Below are 15,332 nucleotides of genomic sequence, written 5' to 3'. Positions count from 1 at the left end.
AGCAACTGAAGTGGAAGCAGATGATACAGCAGTGGTAACTCCCGAAGTTGATGCAGAAGATCAAACTGTAACTTCTGTAGAGAATGACGAAGAAACTGAAGCGGTTGTAACAGAAGATGCAGCTATTACTAAAGAATAATTATGGTTTAAATTTATAAGGCAGAAAGTCCCTTTTGTTCAATGCAGAAGGGGCTTTATTTTTTGATGAAGGACAAAAAGGTGTAGAAACAGGGAATTTATCCTTCATCACCGATATAAATTAAATAAAAATAAGTAAAGAGCCTATTGGCAAGAATAAGCAAATAGAAAGGGGAATGTCGATGGAACTTACGATTAATTGGAAAGGGAAAATGGCTTTTGCTGGGACAACTCCTTCAGGCCATGAAATTAAAATGGATGCCGCACCGGAGGTCGGTGGAGAAAATACGGGAGCAAGACCGACTGAGCTGCTTCTTCAGGCTGTAGCAGGATGTACAGGAATTGATATTATCTCGATCTTGCATAAAATGAGGCTCGACCCCAGCTCTTTTCAGATAGATGTGGAGGGCGAGCGTGCGGAGGAACATCCAAAACGTTTTACGACAATCAATATCCATTATGCTTTAGACGGGGATTTACCTGAAGACAAAGTTATTCGTGCGATTCAATTGTCAAAGGACAAATATTGCTCCGTTTCCCATTCCGTAAATGCTGAGATAACTGTCAGCTATTCCATCAATGGGGTTAAAGGGGAACGTGCTATATAGGATTTTAAGTAACTGCCTTTTGGAAAGGCAGTTATTTTTTTTGCTTGTAAGCATGAGAACCGTCCCCTTGATTCCCTTAATTCATTATTTTAATATAATTGTAGAGATTCATAGTTCTTTGTTCCTAGTTATTTATAACTAGGGTTTTAAAAAACTTTTGAGCGTTTTTGTTGCGATTTATTTTATCTTTATATATTATTAATTCGAGATACTCGTATCCAAGAATAATCAAAAGGAGATTTTAAATAAATGAACGTATTAGTTATAAAAGCAAACAACCGTCCAGCTTCTGAAGCTGTTTCAAGTAAAATGTATGAAACTTTCATGGAGAACTTAGAAGGCGTTAACGTAACCACTTACGATGTCTTTGCAGAAGATATGCCGTACTTTGGCCAAGATTTATTCAACGCATTCGGTAAATTACAATCTGGTGAAGAATTAACTGATCTAGAACAACGTATTGTAGCAGCCAAGCAAAAAGCAATGGATGCTCTTTCAGCAGCAGATGTAGTTGTATTTGCTTTCCCTCTTTGGAACTTAACGATCCCAGCAAAATTGCATACCTTCTTCGATTATGTAGCTGGAGCAGGTTTCACTTTCAAATACACTGAAGCTGGTGTAGTCGGTTTGATGTCTGACAAAAAGGCGATTATCCTAAGCGCGCGCGGCGGTATTTACTCCACACCTGAAGCAGCTCCAATGGAAATGGCAGCTACATATGTTAAAACTATGGCCGGCGGCTTATTCGGTATGGAAATCATTGATGAAGTTATTATCGAAGGCCACAATGCGGCTCCGGATCAAGCTCAAACGATTATTGCTGAAGGGTTAGAAAAAGTAGCAGAGGCTGCAAAACGTTTGTCTGCTGTTAAAGCTCAATAATCAATATAAATGAAACTCCCAAACACTCCTTGTTTTAAATAACAAGGGGTGTTTTTTATTTATGGCTATGTTGAATTTGGCTGTTGCTTTCCGCTCCAGGTGCTCGCTTTCCGCGGGCGCGCCGGTGAGCCTCCTCAGCGCATTAGCGCCTGCGGGGTCTCCCCTGCCCCGTACTCCCGCAGGAGTCGAGCACCTTTCGCTCCAATCAACAGAGTATAAAAAACAACAATATCGTTTAACAGAGTCGTATCTATAAAAAAGAAACAGTGATCACATCTAAATAATCTTTTCAACCTACCTTTATCTCCAAAGGTAGGTTTTTTATGATAGTTGGCAATAATTTTAAAAAAAGAAGTTTCGGAGGATTTTCCTTATGTCTGAATTAAAATATCTAGAACCGACCGAGCTGCTTGAAAAAATTTATGCCACGCTTTGCTCGGAGTATGAGGATGCTGAGCACTACAAAGATGAAAAAGACCAAAGTGAAATAGAGGTTACGAAGAAGCGGCTGACTAAAAAAATTTTTAATGAATTTGTCGTCGATGAAGAGTATTTTTTAACGATGGATTCGGACGTGTTTAAAGAAAGATACCATTTATATGAGGATGATTTTTTAAGGTTAATCAAGCAATGCAGTGAGAACCGAGTCGAGTATGAGACCTTTGTGCAAATCATCGATGATCTGATTGCCAGTGCCAAATTTCGGCTCCATGCGTTTGAACAGTTGACCGAGGAGATTCAGAAATTGCAGGAAGTGGACGAGCAAGAGGAATCGGAGGAGGCAAATGTGGAAGCGGATGAAGTGGAGGATGAAGAATAACCTCCGGATTTCTGTAGGAGATTCGGAGGCATTTGTAGTTATCGAAATGATCTAAGATCAGGAATAATGTATCTATTGTACTACTAAAATAGCAAACGGCAAGCATTCTTTCCCCTATGGACGAAGAGACATTAAAGAGGGTTTATTTGGGGAAATGAGTGTTATTGCAATTAAATAATAGGATCAAAATTAGGACCGTCTCCACTTTTTCTTTTAAGTGGGAGCGGCCTTTTTTGTTTATTTGCGAGGGCGACGAAATTAGGATAGATCTTTGCCCTCCTTTAATTGTGACCCTTTAGAACTGTCATTCTATTAAAAATAGTCTATATTGAAACAAGGACTTGTCCCAAAAGGGGGTTCAGCACAATTTTGTAAAATGACCCGGACATCATTTGTTCCCAATACGCCACCAGAATGAAAGCGTTTTATTATATGATGATTACAGGAGGTTAAGCCAATGATGATTGAAAAAAGGCCGGCACTTTTGTTGGATCATTTTCTAAAAGTGAAGCATACCACGATGAATCAAATGATGGCTGCTACACAACTAACCAAACGACAAATCTCCTATGATTTAGAGAAAGTGAATCAATGGTTAAAGGAAAAGGACTTACCACAAATAACTTATAAGGGAAGTCACACGATTGAGATACCGGAGCTGGTTCTGAACTTTTTACAAAAGCAGCAAACGAACTTGAAAGAGCGGGATCTCATTTTAACGGAAGAGGAACGCTTGTCGGTCATTTACCTTTATCTGTTTATCCGAACGGAGGCCATATCATCTATTCATTTAACCCAACTATTACAAGTTAGTAAGAATACGGTGATTTCCGATGTGAAGCGGGCCAATGAATTAAATCATCCATTTTTGGTAGAGATAAGCTACACAAGACAGAAGGGTTACCATCTAAAAGGAACAGAGTTTGATAAAAGGGTCCTAGTGATGCACTCGCTATCAAAGTTAATCCATGTGCCCTATTTTGAAAGGCTTATTAATCACCTTTTACCAGAGAAAAATGGACACCTTCATTATGAAAAAATTCATGGAGTTTTTAAACAAATGGAAAAGCAGTATGATCTTCCTTTTGTTGAAGAACGGTTACACCAATTTGCTTATTTCCTTATTTTTTATTCCTGCCGCTTGCAGGAAAGAAAGTATACCAAATTCCATTCGGATGAAATGACCTTGTTACAAAAAGATCCCATGTGGCGTGTGGCAAGCGATTTAAGAGGGCAGCTGCAATTTGATGAAGTGGATTCTGAAGTTTGCTACCTCACGATTCAATTACTTGGTTTGTCACTAGGAAGAAGTTCTGCACAGGAGAATGGACCAGATTTACTGTACAAATTATGTGAGCAGCTTGTCTTTGATTTTGAATCCAAGGCCTGCATTGCTTTTGAAAAAAAGGATGAAGTGATTCATACGTTGTACCAGCATGTAAAACCTGCTTATTTTCGCATGAAGTACCGAATTCCTATTGATAATCCACTATTGAATGAAATAAAGAGTGAACATAAAGAACTTTATACGATTGTAAAAGAAATGCTTCATCCGATCGGTTCGCTTTTGGGAATCACTATTCCTGAGGAGGAAATAGGTTTTATCACCATTCATTTTGGTGCTTTGTTAAATAAACCAAAGCAGGTTATGCCGAAGAAGAAACAAGCGATTGTAGTCTGTCCAAGTGGGATTAGTTCATCCCTTATGGTCAAGCATCAGCTTGAGTCGCTATTTTCAGAGATTATGGTTGAAAAAACAGTGTCTCTGCAAGAATTTAAGGAGAACTCATTCGACCAGTATGATTTAATCTTCTCAACCGTAAAGCTAGAGACTACTCTTCCTTGTTTCTATGTAAAGCCTATTATGACACCAATAGAGAAGAATAATTTGGTTACCGAGGTGTATCAGTATCTGTTTGGGATTCAATATCATGATCTCTCTCTAAAAGAACTGCTTCAAGCGATCGGTAAATATGCCAATATCTTTGATGAAAAGGGCTTAAGGCAGATGTTAAGTCAAATGACATTTCATAAAAAAGTTGAGGTTAGTAGGGGGAGACAACCAGTGTTACAAGATCTATTGAAAGATGAGACGATTCAAGTGATGGAGCAGCTTTCAGATTGGGAGGAAGCTGTAAAAGTGGCGGCCAGCCCGCTGCTAAGGAAAGGAATGATTGAGCCCTCTTATATTGAGGCCATGATTGAAAGTATCAAGACCTTAGGTCCCTATGTTGTGATTGGTCCTGAAGTGGCCATCCCGCACGCGCGCCCTGAAACGGGAGTAAATCAGGTCGGGATGAGCTTTTTGAAGCTTAATCAGCCTGTGAACTTTCTAAACAATGAAAAGTATCCTGTTCGATTGCTATTTTGTATTGCAGCGGTCGACAATACCACGCATCTTAAGGCGTTATCACAACTAACAAAGCTCCTTAGTGATAAAAGCAATATAGAACATTTAAAACAGTTAGAGTCAACTGAAGAGATGGTTGGATTATTTAAGCAATATTCGTAGAAGCAAGGGGACGGTTCTCCTGCTATATAAAACTTAAAAAATAGGAGGAATGATCAATGAAAATTATGGCAGTTTGCGGATCAGGATTAGGAAGCAGTTTTATGTTAGAGATGAACGTTCAGCAAATTTTATCCGAGTTCGGTGTGAGTGGGATTGAAGTAGAACACTCAGATCTTAGTTCCGTTACTCCCGATCAAGCTGATTTATTTATTGCAGCAAAAGATATTGCCGAAGGTATGGGGCACCTAGGTGAAGTGGTTGTAATTGATAGCATTATTGACATGGATGGCCTTCGTTCAAAACTTAAGGAGGTGCTTGAACAAAAAGGGATGCTCTAAGGAATAGAAACAATCCATTGGTTGTCAATAAAAGGAGGCTAGTTAAATGGGCGAAAGAATTCTTAAGTTAGTAATGGACATACTCAGCCAGCCGGCGGTGTTGGTATCACTAATTGCACTTATCGGTCTTCTTATTCAGAAAAAGCCAACGAGTGATGTGATTAAAGGAACCATTAAAACATTCTTAGGTTTCCTCGTTATTTCCGCTGGGGCAGATGTGATTGTTGCTTCCCTTGATCCGTTTGGAAAAATGTTTCAACATGCCTTTCATGTAAAAGGGGTTGTTCCGAATAACGAAGCAATTGTGGCAATGGCGTTAAAAGAATATGGCAGCATCACCGCCTTGATTATGTTCTTTGGCATGTTGGCCAATATTTTAATTGCTCGATTTACTAGATTAAAATATATCTTTTTAACGGGGCATCATACCTTATATATGGCTTGTATGCTTGCTGTTATTTTCACCGTTTCAGGTCTAAAAGGAGCGGCACTTGTTATTGTCGGTTCACTGGCCCTTGGTTTGATCATGGCCGTTTTCCCAGCCATTTGTCAGCCTTTTATGAGAAAAATTACTGGAAATGATCAAGTCGGTTTTGGTCACTTCTCTAGCCTGGGATATGTTCTTTCCGGTTTGGTTGGTAAAGTGGTTGGGAAAAATTCTAAATCTACTGAAAAGATTAATTTCCCTAAAGGATTAGGATTCCTGCGTGATAGCTCTGTTACGATTGCCTTAACGATGATTATTCTTTATGTCATTATTGCTCTTTTTGCTGGACCTTCTTATGTGGAGAAACAGCTTAGCGGCGGCACTCATTATCTGGTTTTCTCTCTTATTCAGGCAGTCAAATTCGCAGCAGGTGTTTTCGTAATTCTTTCCGGTGTTCGTCTTGTGTTAGCTGAAATTGTTCCTGCATTCAAAGGAATTTCAACGAAGCTAGTACCAAACTCTAAACCAGCTCTGGACTGTCCGATTGTTTTTCCATATGCACCCAATGCTGTTTTAATTGGTTTCTTCTGCAGCTTCCTTGGCGGGATTGTCGGAATGGTGATTCTCGGTTTCACAGGTGCTGTTATTATCCTTCCTGGTGTTGTACCGCATTTCTTTACTGGGGCAACCGCCGGAGTATTTGGTAATTCCACAGGCGGTATTAGAGGGGCGACAATTGGTTCGTTTGCCAATGGTTTATTAATTACCTTCCTGCCTGTTTTCTTAATGCCGGTACTGGGCGATCTAGGTTTTGCGAGCACCACGTTCTCAGACGCAGACTTTGCGGCATCCGGCATCGTTCTAGGAAATATCGCCCATTCATTTGGCTCTATAGGTGTAACTATTAGCGTCATTGTATTGGTATTAGTGGCGCTAGGCTTTAATTTCATCAAAAAAGACAAAGCGGATAAAAATACGCAAATTGGCGCTTAATGGATAGATGAAAAATGGATAAAAGCACTACAGGGTGCAGCAGCTCATCATATTCATCTAGCTGCCGCCTCTGCAATGCTTTTCTTTTTTTGCAAAAAAAGGTGGGATTGCGTTTAAAAGAAAGAAGGAGGAATTAGGATGGGCATGAATCTTCAAAAAGTGGAAAGATTTCGGGATGAGATTCGTTTAATGACATTAAAGGAACTGCAGCATCTTGGTTTTGGTCATTATGGGGGGAGCTTATCGATTGTAGAAGCGTTGGCCGTTTTATATGGTGATGTGATGAAGGTGGATCCGAATAACCCAAACTGGGAGGAACGGGATTACTTCATCTTATCCAAAGGACATGGCGGCCCGGGTCTTTATGCCACCTTGGCACTTAAAGGATACTTTCCATTGGATGTCCTTTATACTCTCAATCAAAATGGAACGACTCTTCCATCCCATCCGGACCGTAATCTAACACCGGGTGTTGATATGACGACGGGTTCTCTTGGGCAGGGGATATCCGCTGCTGTAGGAGTGGCACTTTCTCATAAACTCTCCAATCAAGATAATTTTACGTATTGCATTGTCGGAGATGGTGAACTAAATGAAGGCGAGTGCTGGGAGGCTTTCCAATTTGCCGCCCATCACAAGTTAAACCACCTGTTTGTTTTTGTGGATGATAATAAAAAACAATTAGATGGTCCAACAAAAGATATTATTGATCCGTTAGATTTTGAGCAGAAATTTAAGGCGTTTGGGTTTTATACGATGAAGGTTGACGGCCGTTCGCTTGAACAAATCTATGAAGCGATTCAAAGAGGGAAGGAACAGTCTGATCAGCCGGTGGCAATTATTTTGGATACGATAAAAGCTCAGGGTGTTCCGTATTTAGAGGAAAAGGCCGATAACCATCACATTCGTCCAAATAAAGTGGATGAAGAAGCCATTTTAGCTGTTATTCAGGATTTAGAGAACAAACTTGGAAAGGTTGTGTCTTCATGATTCAAACAGCGTCCCAAACCTATGAATTAGAAAACATAGAAATGAGACAGATGTATGCCAATACCCTTCTGGAATTAGCTCAAAACAATCCAAATGTGATTGCCTTAGAAGCGGATCTTATGAGTGCCATTTCTACCAATAAAATTAGTAAGTCCCTTCCTAACCAACTCATTAACTGCGGGATTATGGAAGCCAATATGATGGGGGTTGCAGCAGGATTATCGCTTACGGGGATAATCCCATTTGTGCATACATTTGGCCAGTTTGCGACTCGCAGGGCGTTTGACCAATTGTTTGTTTCAGGGGCTTATGCCAAAACAAATATTAAAATTCTCGGATCGGATGCAGGCGTAACCGCAGAGCATAACGGCGGCACCCATATGACCTTTGAAGACTTGGGTCTTGTTCGTTTGATTCCGAATGCTGTGGTCTATGAAGTAAGCGATTCGACGATGTTAGGATATCTGCTTCGTAAGATTGAAAAAGAGCATGGCATCCATTACATTCGAACCATCCGTAAAAATGCTGTCAAGATCTATGCTGAAAACGAAACATTTGAAACGGGGAAAGGGAAAGTCCTTCGTGAGGGCGGTGATGTAACGATTATTGCCAGTGGTATTATGGTGGCAGAGTCCTTAAAGGCAGCTGATCTGCTTAAAGAACAGGGAATGGAAGCAACTGTGATTGATATGTTCTCCATCAAACCGATTGATGAAGAATTGATTGTTCAATATGCTAAAAAAACCAAAGCTGTCGTCACTGCAGAAAATCATAATGTAATTGGCGGCTTGGGAAGTGCGGTTGCTGAGGTATTAAGCGAACAGTGCCCAACCAAAATAAAACGCATTGGTGTTCGGGAAAAATTCGGCCAGGTTGGAAAGGCAGACTATTTGAAAGAGGTTTATCAGTTAACCGCAAAGGATATTGTTGAAGCTGCAAAAGGCGTGATTTAGTGTGTGCAATAAGTGATATAAAGAAGGCAGTAGGAAAAACAGGAGGCCAGTGAGTTTTTTTACTGGCCTCTTGTTTTTTTTAAAATGATATTATTAATGTTAGATTTATTATATATTTATGTTCGTTCCCTCATCTTATCAGGCAGACTCTGGATGGACTGTACCACTAAATCTAATTTCGATTCAATCCGATAAAGGAGATAAAGGGTGACGACAATCGGAAAACCTACTTCGCTAATGAGGGGAATGATTTGTTCCACTACTGTTCCTCCTTTCTTGTTGTTTAACTGCTGATTTCCACTCCAGGTGCTTCGCATTCCGCGGGCGTGGCGGGGAGCCTCCTCGGCGAAGAAAGCGCCTGCGGGGTCTCCCCTGCCCCGTACTCCCGCAGGAGTCTCGCACCTTCCGTTCCAATCAACATTGACCTTTAACACAGCCTATTGTTTAGAAGTAGAATGAAAGAAGGGGCCGGTTTCAAAGTGAATCCGGCCCCTTGTTATTAAACTTAGGCAAGTTCATAATCTGTCACGTTACGATCGACCACTCTTGCTCCTTTTGAAGCCACTAGCTTGCCGCTCGCAGTAGTGAAAATATCGGCTGCAATAATCTGGGCCATCGATAATTTGACCACTTCCTCATCAACAGGCTCCTTTGGATTATCCACCGAAATTCGGGCAGTCTTACCAAACTCCGTCCCAAACTGCAATTCCAACGTCTTCGCCATCCTTCCTCACCTCCTTTCCCTCATATTGATAGTACTATTAGTACTTTTGGTGTCAGGCACCAATCCTCTTATATTGATAGTGTTATTGGTGCCTGACACCTATCCTTATGCGATGATTTCGGAGTTGTCGGTGCGTTCTACTCTGTTTAGTGAGTCGTTGCATAGTGCAGAGATGGCTTGTGCTGCCTGGAATAGCTGGTCAACTGTTGCCTCCTTTTTTACGTTGCTAAAGGTTCTAGATTTAAGGATAAGATTTCCTTCGTTATCGATCCCTCCATCAAACACCAATCGAAGCTTTGTTCCTACTAGTAATCCTTGTGCCATTGTCTATCACCTCCTTTCGCCTTATATATATAGATTCAGAGGCAAAAAGGACAGGTGAGGATAAAAAATATTTCTTAATCGTTTGTCAGACTAAATGATCCATTTCTTTAGATGGATTTTATTTACTTAAAAATCTAGGATTTCCATTAAATCCCTGCTAAAATAATAATTATCTACCATTTCTGTTTTCAGTTAAGCATAAATTAATATTGTGATTGTTTAATTAATTGATTGATAAAAAGAGTGATAGGAGATGGCAAATTGAATCGGTTCAAAAGGAGAATCATTTCGTCTGCGTTCACCCTAGGGGTTATCAGTGCGGTCAGTTTTCTGTTACCTTCTGTTTCGCATGCCCAGACGCCGCTAAACGTACCGCTTGTCTCGCAATTACCAGAATTGAAGAATGGCTGTGAGGTAACGAGCTTAACCATGCTGCTTCGATACAAGGGAATAAATGTTTCGAAAATGACGCTGGCTAATCAAGTGAAAAAAGACCCTACACCTTATCGCGTATCCGGAGGCAGGATCTACTGGGGCAATCCGAATACTGGCTTTGTAGGGGACATTACTGGCCGTTCCATCGGGTATTCTGTCTACCATGGACCCGTCTATCAGTTAGCAAACAGATATACAAATGCCATTGACTTAACGGGGAAATCATTTGATGACATCTTAAAACAGTTAAGCAGAGGGAAGCCTGTCTGGGTTATTTCGACTAGTACCTTCAATACGGTGCCGAGCAGTCAATGGAAAACGATCTATACGCCAAGCGGCCCTCTAAGAATGACCTTTCATGAGCATAGTGTCCTCTTAACAGGCTTTGATGCAAACTACGTCTACTTCAATGATCCACTAGCTAATATCAAAAATCGCAAAGTATCCCGAGCTTCCTTCATTAGGGGCTGGGAGCAATTCGGCAGACAGGCGATTACCTACGGATCTTCTAAGGGCGACATCAATAAACCGGGAACAAATGCGATCATCAATGAGACTTACAATCTATCAGGCTGGTTCGTAGACGAGAGCGGAGTGTCCAAGATTGAAGTACTTGTAGATGGGAAAGTGGTTGGCCGGGCAGTCTATGGAGATGCAAGAGCCGACGTAAAAAAGGTCTATCCTGTTTATAACAATGGGAATGCTGGTTTCCACTATGCATTGGACACAAAGAAATTGAGTAATGGCAAACATACCATTACGGTAAAGGAAACGGGTAAAAACGGCTGGACTAATACCTTGCCTGGGAAGGTTGTCACCGTGTCAAATGCTAAAGGAGTTTTAGATACTCCAGCAGCATATGAAAAAACGAAGGGCCAATACACCGTAAAAGGTTGGTATTTGGATCCAAGCGGCGTGTCTAAGCTTGAAGTTGTATTAGACGGAAAAGTGGCTGGTCAGGCCTTCTATGGAGATTCAAGACCGGATGTGAAAAGGGTGTATCCTGCGTATAATAATGCGTATGCCGGTTATCACTTTGTTCTTGGTACAACCAAATTTCGAGAGGGAGTTCATTCGATTACCATTAGGGAAACCGGAAAAAATGGTTTAGTTTCCACCTTACCGACAAGGTCTTTTTATATTAACAATCTCAGCGGCTATCTAGATCAGCCGAAACAATATAGTACTATCAGCGGAAGTACAAACATCGCAGGCTGGTTATTGGATGACAACGGCATATCGAAAGTAGAGGTGCTGGTAGATGGAATCGTCGTCGGCCAGGCGGTTTACGGAGATGCCAGACCAGATGTGAAAAAGGTGTATCCATATGTCACTAATGGGAATTCCGGTTTCCATTATATGCTTAACACGACGGAATTTAGCAATGGCAAACATACGATTACCATAAGGGGAACTGGAAAAACCGGCAGGATCACAACCTTGCCGGAAAGAAGTGTCACTTTTTCTAACTAAAAAAACAGAGGCAGATTCTATTGTGAATCAGCCTCTGTTTTTTCGTTTTAAGAGCACTTCACGATCACTAAAGTCCCGCACGCAGTTTCTTAAGTGCACTCTGTTTCCACTGCTTCACAGCAGAAACCGATACCTTCTCACGCTTGGCTATTTCCTTTACAGACAAATCCTCAACAAAGGTCGCGATTACCCATTTTCTTTCTTTTTCAGATAATCCCACGCAATACGAGAGCAGCTGCTCTGCCTCCAGCGGCATTTGGGAGTTGCATTCCTCCACCGTCTCCCAATACTCCTCTTTCGGATACACGTTCGAAGCTTCATAGCGGCTGTGTTTCGTCAGCTCAAGTAACAACCTTCCCTTGATATAGCTATAAGCGTAATTCGTGAAGCTTCCCTTTTCAGGATTAAAGCCCTTGTGCGCCTCCCAAAGGCCAATTAATGCAGATTGATAGAATTCCTCCTGATTTTTATAAATAGAAAGAGAATGCAAGATTCGATGAATCATGGGTTTATACTGATCTACTAACTTCTCAAAGCTATCCACAATAAGATCCTTCCAGGACCCGCGCGCGTTCCAATCAAATTCCCAGGTAGCTTTAACATACCTGCAAACATGATTTTCATCTAACTTTACAATAACGCATTTGAAGTGCCTAAATGGGTCAATAGGCCTAATATATTGAGCAAATTAGTCATTTGGAGCTCATTTACGAAAAGTAAGTGGAATTTAATACGATTTTATTTTTTTCTAAGGAAATATATACCAGGATCTTGCTGTATTGTAAGATAGAGGCAGATGGGAAAACTTGGAGGGATTGGGATATGAAAACGATCGTTAAGATGTACCAGCATTTGGATTGGGCGAATCAACGAGTTTTAGACGCCCTGAAAACGAAGGACGCTCCGCAAAATCAGGCAAAACTATTATTCTCCCATACCTTACTTGCGGAAGAGGTTTGGTTTAACAGAATAAAAGGACTAGAAAGCAATCCTCAAGCAATCTGGACAGAACTTAGTATCGAAGGGTGTTCCACTCTCGCTGCTAAAAATAACCAGGGTTTTGCCGAGCTTTTAGCGGGTTTGTCAGAGACAAATTTGGAGGGTGTAATCGTATATAAGAATAGTACTGGGAAGGAGTTTTCGAATTCAATCAGGGATATTCTTACACATGTGGCGCTTCATGGACAGTATCATCGAGGCCAGATCAACCGGCTGCTAAGGGAACAGGGGGATGAACCTGTTAGTTTGGATTATATCATGTTTGTCCGTTAGGCTGGGGAAACGGAGAGCGGGCAATAGGAAGAATGGACTTAGCAGACCCAAGAATATTTATAAAAAACTTAGTAAAAGTGACATTTGAAACAGTAAAAATCCGGATATTTCGCTATGATAAGAGTGTGTTTCCACCATCTGCTGAAGGGAGCCCTCTATGAGAAATCAAGGCAAATGTTCCGATTTAAAGTCGTCTTTACCTTCCTTTCATTCCACTCTCTTAAACCCGCCATCCCCAGCTTACCTACTCAACCTAGAAGGCACCATGGCCCTATCAAATGATACCCCAAAACTAGACACCGAATTCTCCCCTCATTGGGATCAGATCTTTAATCAAATTAATATCTGTTTATGGTCCGTTGAGGTCAAAACAATGAAAACCCTGCAGATATCTGCTGCCTGCAAATCGATTCTAGGGTATTCCCAGCAGGAGCTGATTCACAATGCTTACTTGTGGGAGGAGCTTCTTCACCCGAGCGATAAAGATCAGGTTCTGCACCAGCTGCACTCCATAGAAAATGGTCAACCCGCTAAACTCGAATATCGAATTCGTACTCCCTTTGGAGGGCATAAGTGGATTTTTGATTACATCACCCCAATTTATGATGAACACCAGGTTCTCTTACGTTATGACCGAGTCATAATGGATATTGACCATCAAAAAAGAACGGAAGAAGAGCTCAAGTATTTAGCTTTTCACGATTTTTTAACCGGATTACCGAACCGAAGGAAATTTAATGAGGAGCTCCAAAGGGCTCTTGGTGAAGCCAAAAGGAAGAACTATTTTGTTGGAGTTTTATTTATCGATATCGACCGGTTCAAAGATATTAATGATTCATTAGGACATAAAATGGGCGATATATTTATTCAGACGATGGCCAAAAGGTTAAAAGAAAATTTGCGTTCCGATGATCTCCTCTCGCGGCAGGGCGGAGACGAGTTTGTTATTTTATTAAAAGATCTGCCTGATCGTCATGTCATTGATCAAATGGCCATGCGAATTAGCCGGGTGATTTCGGAGCCAATAAAACTTCTGGATCATGAATATAGACTAAGCGTTAGTATTGGAACGAGTATTTTTCCTGACCATGGCCAGGAAGCGGACGTCCTCATGATGAGGGCTGATCATGCGATGTATCTGGCCAAAGAGAATAAAATGGGGATTCAGCAATATCAGATCGGCATGTCCAAAAGCCTGTCAAGAAAGATGCTGTTAGAGCAATATCTTCACAGGGCAATTGAAAAAAATGAGCTTTATTTAGTGTATCAGCCAATTATTGATATACAAATGAAACAGGTTATTGGGTTAGAAGCCCTTCTCCGCTGGAGGCATCCGGTTTTGGGGAATGTCTCCCCGTGTGAATTTATCCAGATCGCCGAAGAATCTGACCTGATTATTAAACTGAGCAATTGGGTGTTATTTACGTGCTGCCGGCAGCGCCGGCGCTGGATAGATCAGGGGTTAGCACCATTTTATATTTCCATCAATGTTCCAGCCCGGCAAATCCATCAAGATAACTTTATTGAAACAATTAAATGTGCGTTAAAGCAGTACAAACTGCCAGCTATCTTTTTAAAAATAGAAATCACAGAACGGACGGCCATGACAAACGTCGAGAAAACGCTAAAAACAATGCGCGAGCTTCAAGAATTTGGGGTCGACATTATTTTAGATGATTTCGGTATCGGCTATTCCTCGATTAGTTATTTGGTCCAGTATCCTTTTAATACGATCAAAATTGATAAGTCCTTTATCCAAAATCTTAATCATAGCTCTAACCAAAAATCAGTCTGCCGGTCATTGGTGACGATGGGGAAGAACCTTGGCATGAATGTGGTCGCAGAAGGGGTGGAGGAGCTTGAGCAATATCATTACTTATGCAGTATTGGCTGTCATAAAATGCAAGGTTACTATTTTAGCAAGCCCATTTCCATAGAGTTAGTCGAGAGTGTAACGAACCAAATTCGTACATGGAATATTGTTAACTAAAATTTACCTTTTTCTTCATAAAACTTCTTGTCATGTCATTTTTCTGGGATTACTATAAAGCTTAACTATATTAAACTTTGAAAATGTTCAAACAAGGAGAGGTTTACCATGCGATTAATCGGAATCGCGATTATTTCCTATATTGGATAAAAAAAAGTCATTACGGCTGGCTAACGAGTTCACGTCAGAGGTGCAAACAAATCAATCATAATAGAAAACACACTGGATTTCTCATATGAAATCAAAGTGTGTTTTTTATTTTTCTATCAAGGGTTTGTGAGGTCTTTACTATCTGTCAATAGGCTTGATAGACAACTCAAACTGGATTAAAACAGCAAAGCTGGTCGTCAATAGGCTGGATAGACGACCCAATCTGGATTAAAACAGCAAAGCTGGTCGTCAATAGGCTGGATAGACAACCCAAACTGGATTAATAATGCAAAGCTGGTCGTC

15 protein-coding genes are annotated in these 15,332 nt (G+C 40.9%); 11 read left to right on the top strand and 4 right to left on the bottom strand.

Going from position 1 to position 15,332, the window contains the following annotated elements; genetic code table 11:
- Positions 1 to 320 precede the first annotated feature (320 nt).
- The 8 genes from CVD27_RS25660 (at position 321) to CVD27_RS25625 (ending at position 8,661) form a co-directional block, all read left to right on the top strand.
- Positions 321 to 746: an OsmC family protein gene (locus CVD27_RS25660; RefSeq protein WP_101651808.1), complete on the top strand. Its 426-nt coding sequence runs from the start codon at positions 321 to 323 to the stop codon at positions 744 to 746.
- A gap of 249 nt (positions 747 to 995) precedes the next feature.
- The gene (locus CVD27_RS25655; protein WP_101651806.1) at positions 996 to 1,628 is read left to right on the top strand and encodes an FMN-dependent NADH-azoreductase; all 633 of its coding nucleotides are present in this window, start codon (positions 996 to 998) and stop codon (positions 1,626 to 1,628) included.
- Between the two features lie 373 nt (positions 1,629 to 2,001).
- Positions 2,002 to 2,448: a hypothetical protein gene (locus CVD27_RS25650; protein ID WP_101651804.1), complete on the top strand. Its 447-nt coding sequence runs from the start codon at positions 2,002 to 2,004 to the stop codon at positions 2,446 to 2,448.
- A gap of 457 nt (positions 2,449 to 2,905) precedes the next feature.
- Positions 2,906 to 4,960, top strand: a complete 2,055-nt coding sequence (locus CVD27_RS25645; protein ID WP_101651802.1) for a BglG family transcription antiterminator — start codon at positions 2,906 to 2,908, stop codon at positions 4,958 to 4,960.
- A gap of 56 nt (positions 4,961 to 5,016) precedes the next feature.
- Positions 5,017 to 5,298: a PTS sugar transporter subunit IIB gene (locus tag CVD27_RS25640; protein WP_101651800.1), complete on the top strand. Its 282-nt coding sequence runs from the start codon at positions 5,017 to 5,019 to the stop codon at positions 5,296 to 5,298.
- Positions 5,299 to 5,344: 46 nt separating this feature from the next.
- A complete protein-coding gene (locus tag CVD27_RS25635) occupies positions 5,345 to 6,718 on the top strand; it encodes a PTS ascorbate transporter subunit IIC (RefSeq protein WP_101651798.1) in 1,374 nt (457 codons plus the stop codon).
- A gap of 138 nt (positions 6,719 to 6,856) precedes the next feature.
- A complete protein-coding gene (locus CVD27_RS25630) occupies positions 6,857 to 7,708 on the top strand; it encodes a transketolase (RefSeq protein WP_101651796.1) in 852 nt (283 codons plus the stop codon).
- Complete coding sequence (locus CVD27_RS25625; protein ID WP_101651794.1) at positions 7,705 to 8,661, top strand: transketolase family protein; 957 nt, start codon at positions 7,705 to 7,707, stop codon at positions 8,659 to 8,661. The genes CVD27_RS25630 and CVD27_RS25625 overlap by 4 nt, the downstream gene beginning before the upstream one ends.
- A gap of 116 nt (positions 8,662 to 8,777) precedes the next feature.
- On the opposite strand, the gene CVD27_RS25620 is transcribed toward CVD27_RS25625, so the two are convergent.
- The 3 genes from CVD27_RS25620 to CVD27_RS25610 all read right to left on the bottom strand — a co-directional run bounded on the left by CVD27_RS25620 (position 8,778) and on the right by CVD27_RS25610 (position 9,709).
- Complete coding sequence (locus CVD27_RS25620) at positions 8,778 to 8,921, bottom strand: YvrJ family protein (RefSeq protein WP_101651792.1); 144 nt, start codon at positions 8,919 to 8,921, stop codon at positions 8,778 to 8,780.
- A 245-nt stretch (positions 8,922 to 9,166) separates the two neighbouring features.
- Complete coding sequence (locus CVD27_RS25615; protein ID WP_101651790.1) at positions 9,167 to 9,385, bottom strand: DUF2922 domain-containing protein; 219 nt, start codon at positions 9,383 to 9,385, stop codon at positions 9,167 to 9,169.
- 105 nt (positions 9,386 to 9,490) lie between these two features.
- Complete coding sequence (locus CVD27_RS25610) at positions 9,491 to 9,709, bottom strand: DUF1659 domain-containing protein (RefSeq protein WP_101651789.1); 219 nt, start codon at positions 9,707 to 9,709, stop codon at positions 9,491 to 9,493.
- A gap of 261 nt (positions 9,710 to 9,970) precedes the next feature.
- On the opposite strand from CVD27_RS25610, the gene CVD27_RS25605 reads away from it, so the two are divergent.
- Complete coding sequence (locus CVD27_RS25605) at positions 9,971 to 11,617, top strand: C39 family peptidase (RefSeq protein ID WP_180960453.1); 1,647 nt, start codon at positions 9,971 to 9,973, stop codon at positions 11,615 to 11,617.
- A gap of 67 nt (positions 11,618 to 11,684) precedes the next feature.
- On the opposite strand, the gene CVD27_RS25600 is transcribed toward CVD27_RS25605, so the two are convergent.
- Positions 11,685 to 12,161: a sigma-70 family RNA polymerase sigma factor gene (locus tag CVD27_RS25600; RefSeq protein ID WP_101651785.1), complete on the bottom strand. Its 477-nt coding sequence runs from the start codon at positions 12,159 to 12,161 to the stop codon at positions 11,685 to 11,687.
- Between the two features lie 278 nt (positions 12,162 to 12,439).
- Here CVD27_RS25600 and CVD27_RS25595 point away from each other — a divergent pair, with 278 nt between their 5' ends.
- Positions 12,440 to 12,889, top strand: coding sequence for a DinB family protein (locus CVD27_RS25595; protein ID WP_101651783.1), 450 nt, complete (start codon positions 12,440 to 12,442; stop codon positions 12,887 to 12,889).
- 157 nt (positions 12,890 to 13,046) lie between these two features.
- Positions 13,047 to 14,879, top strand: coding sequence for a sensor domain-containing protein (locus CVD27_RS25590; protein WP_101651781.1), 1,833 nt, complete (start codon positions 13,047 to 13,049; stop codon positions 14,877 to 14,879).
- Positions 14,880 to 15,332 lie beyond the last annotated feature (453 nt).

This window comes from Neobacillus cucumis, assembly GCF_002860255.1.
Taxonomy (GTDB): domain Bacteria; phylum Bacillota; class Bacilli; order Bacillales; family Cytobacillaceae; genus Neobacillus; species Neobacillus cucumis_A.
This window is presented reverse-complemented; position numbering and strand designations above follow the sequence as displayed.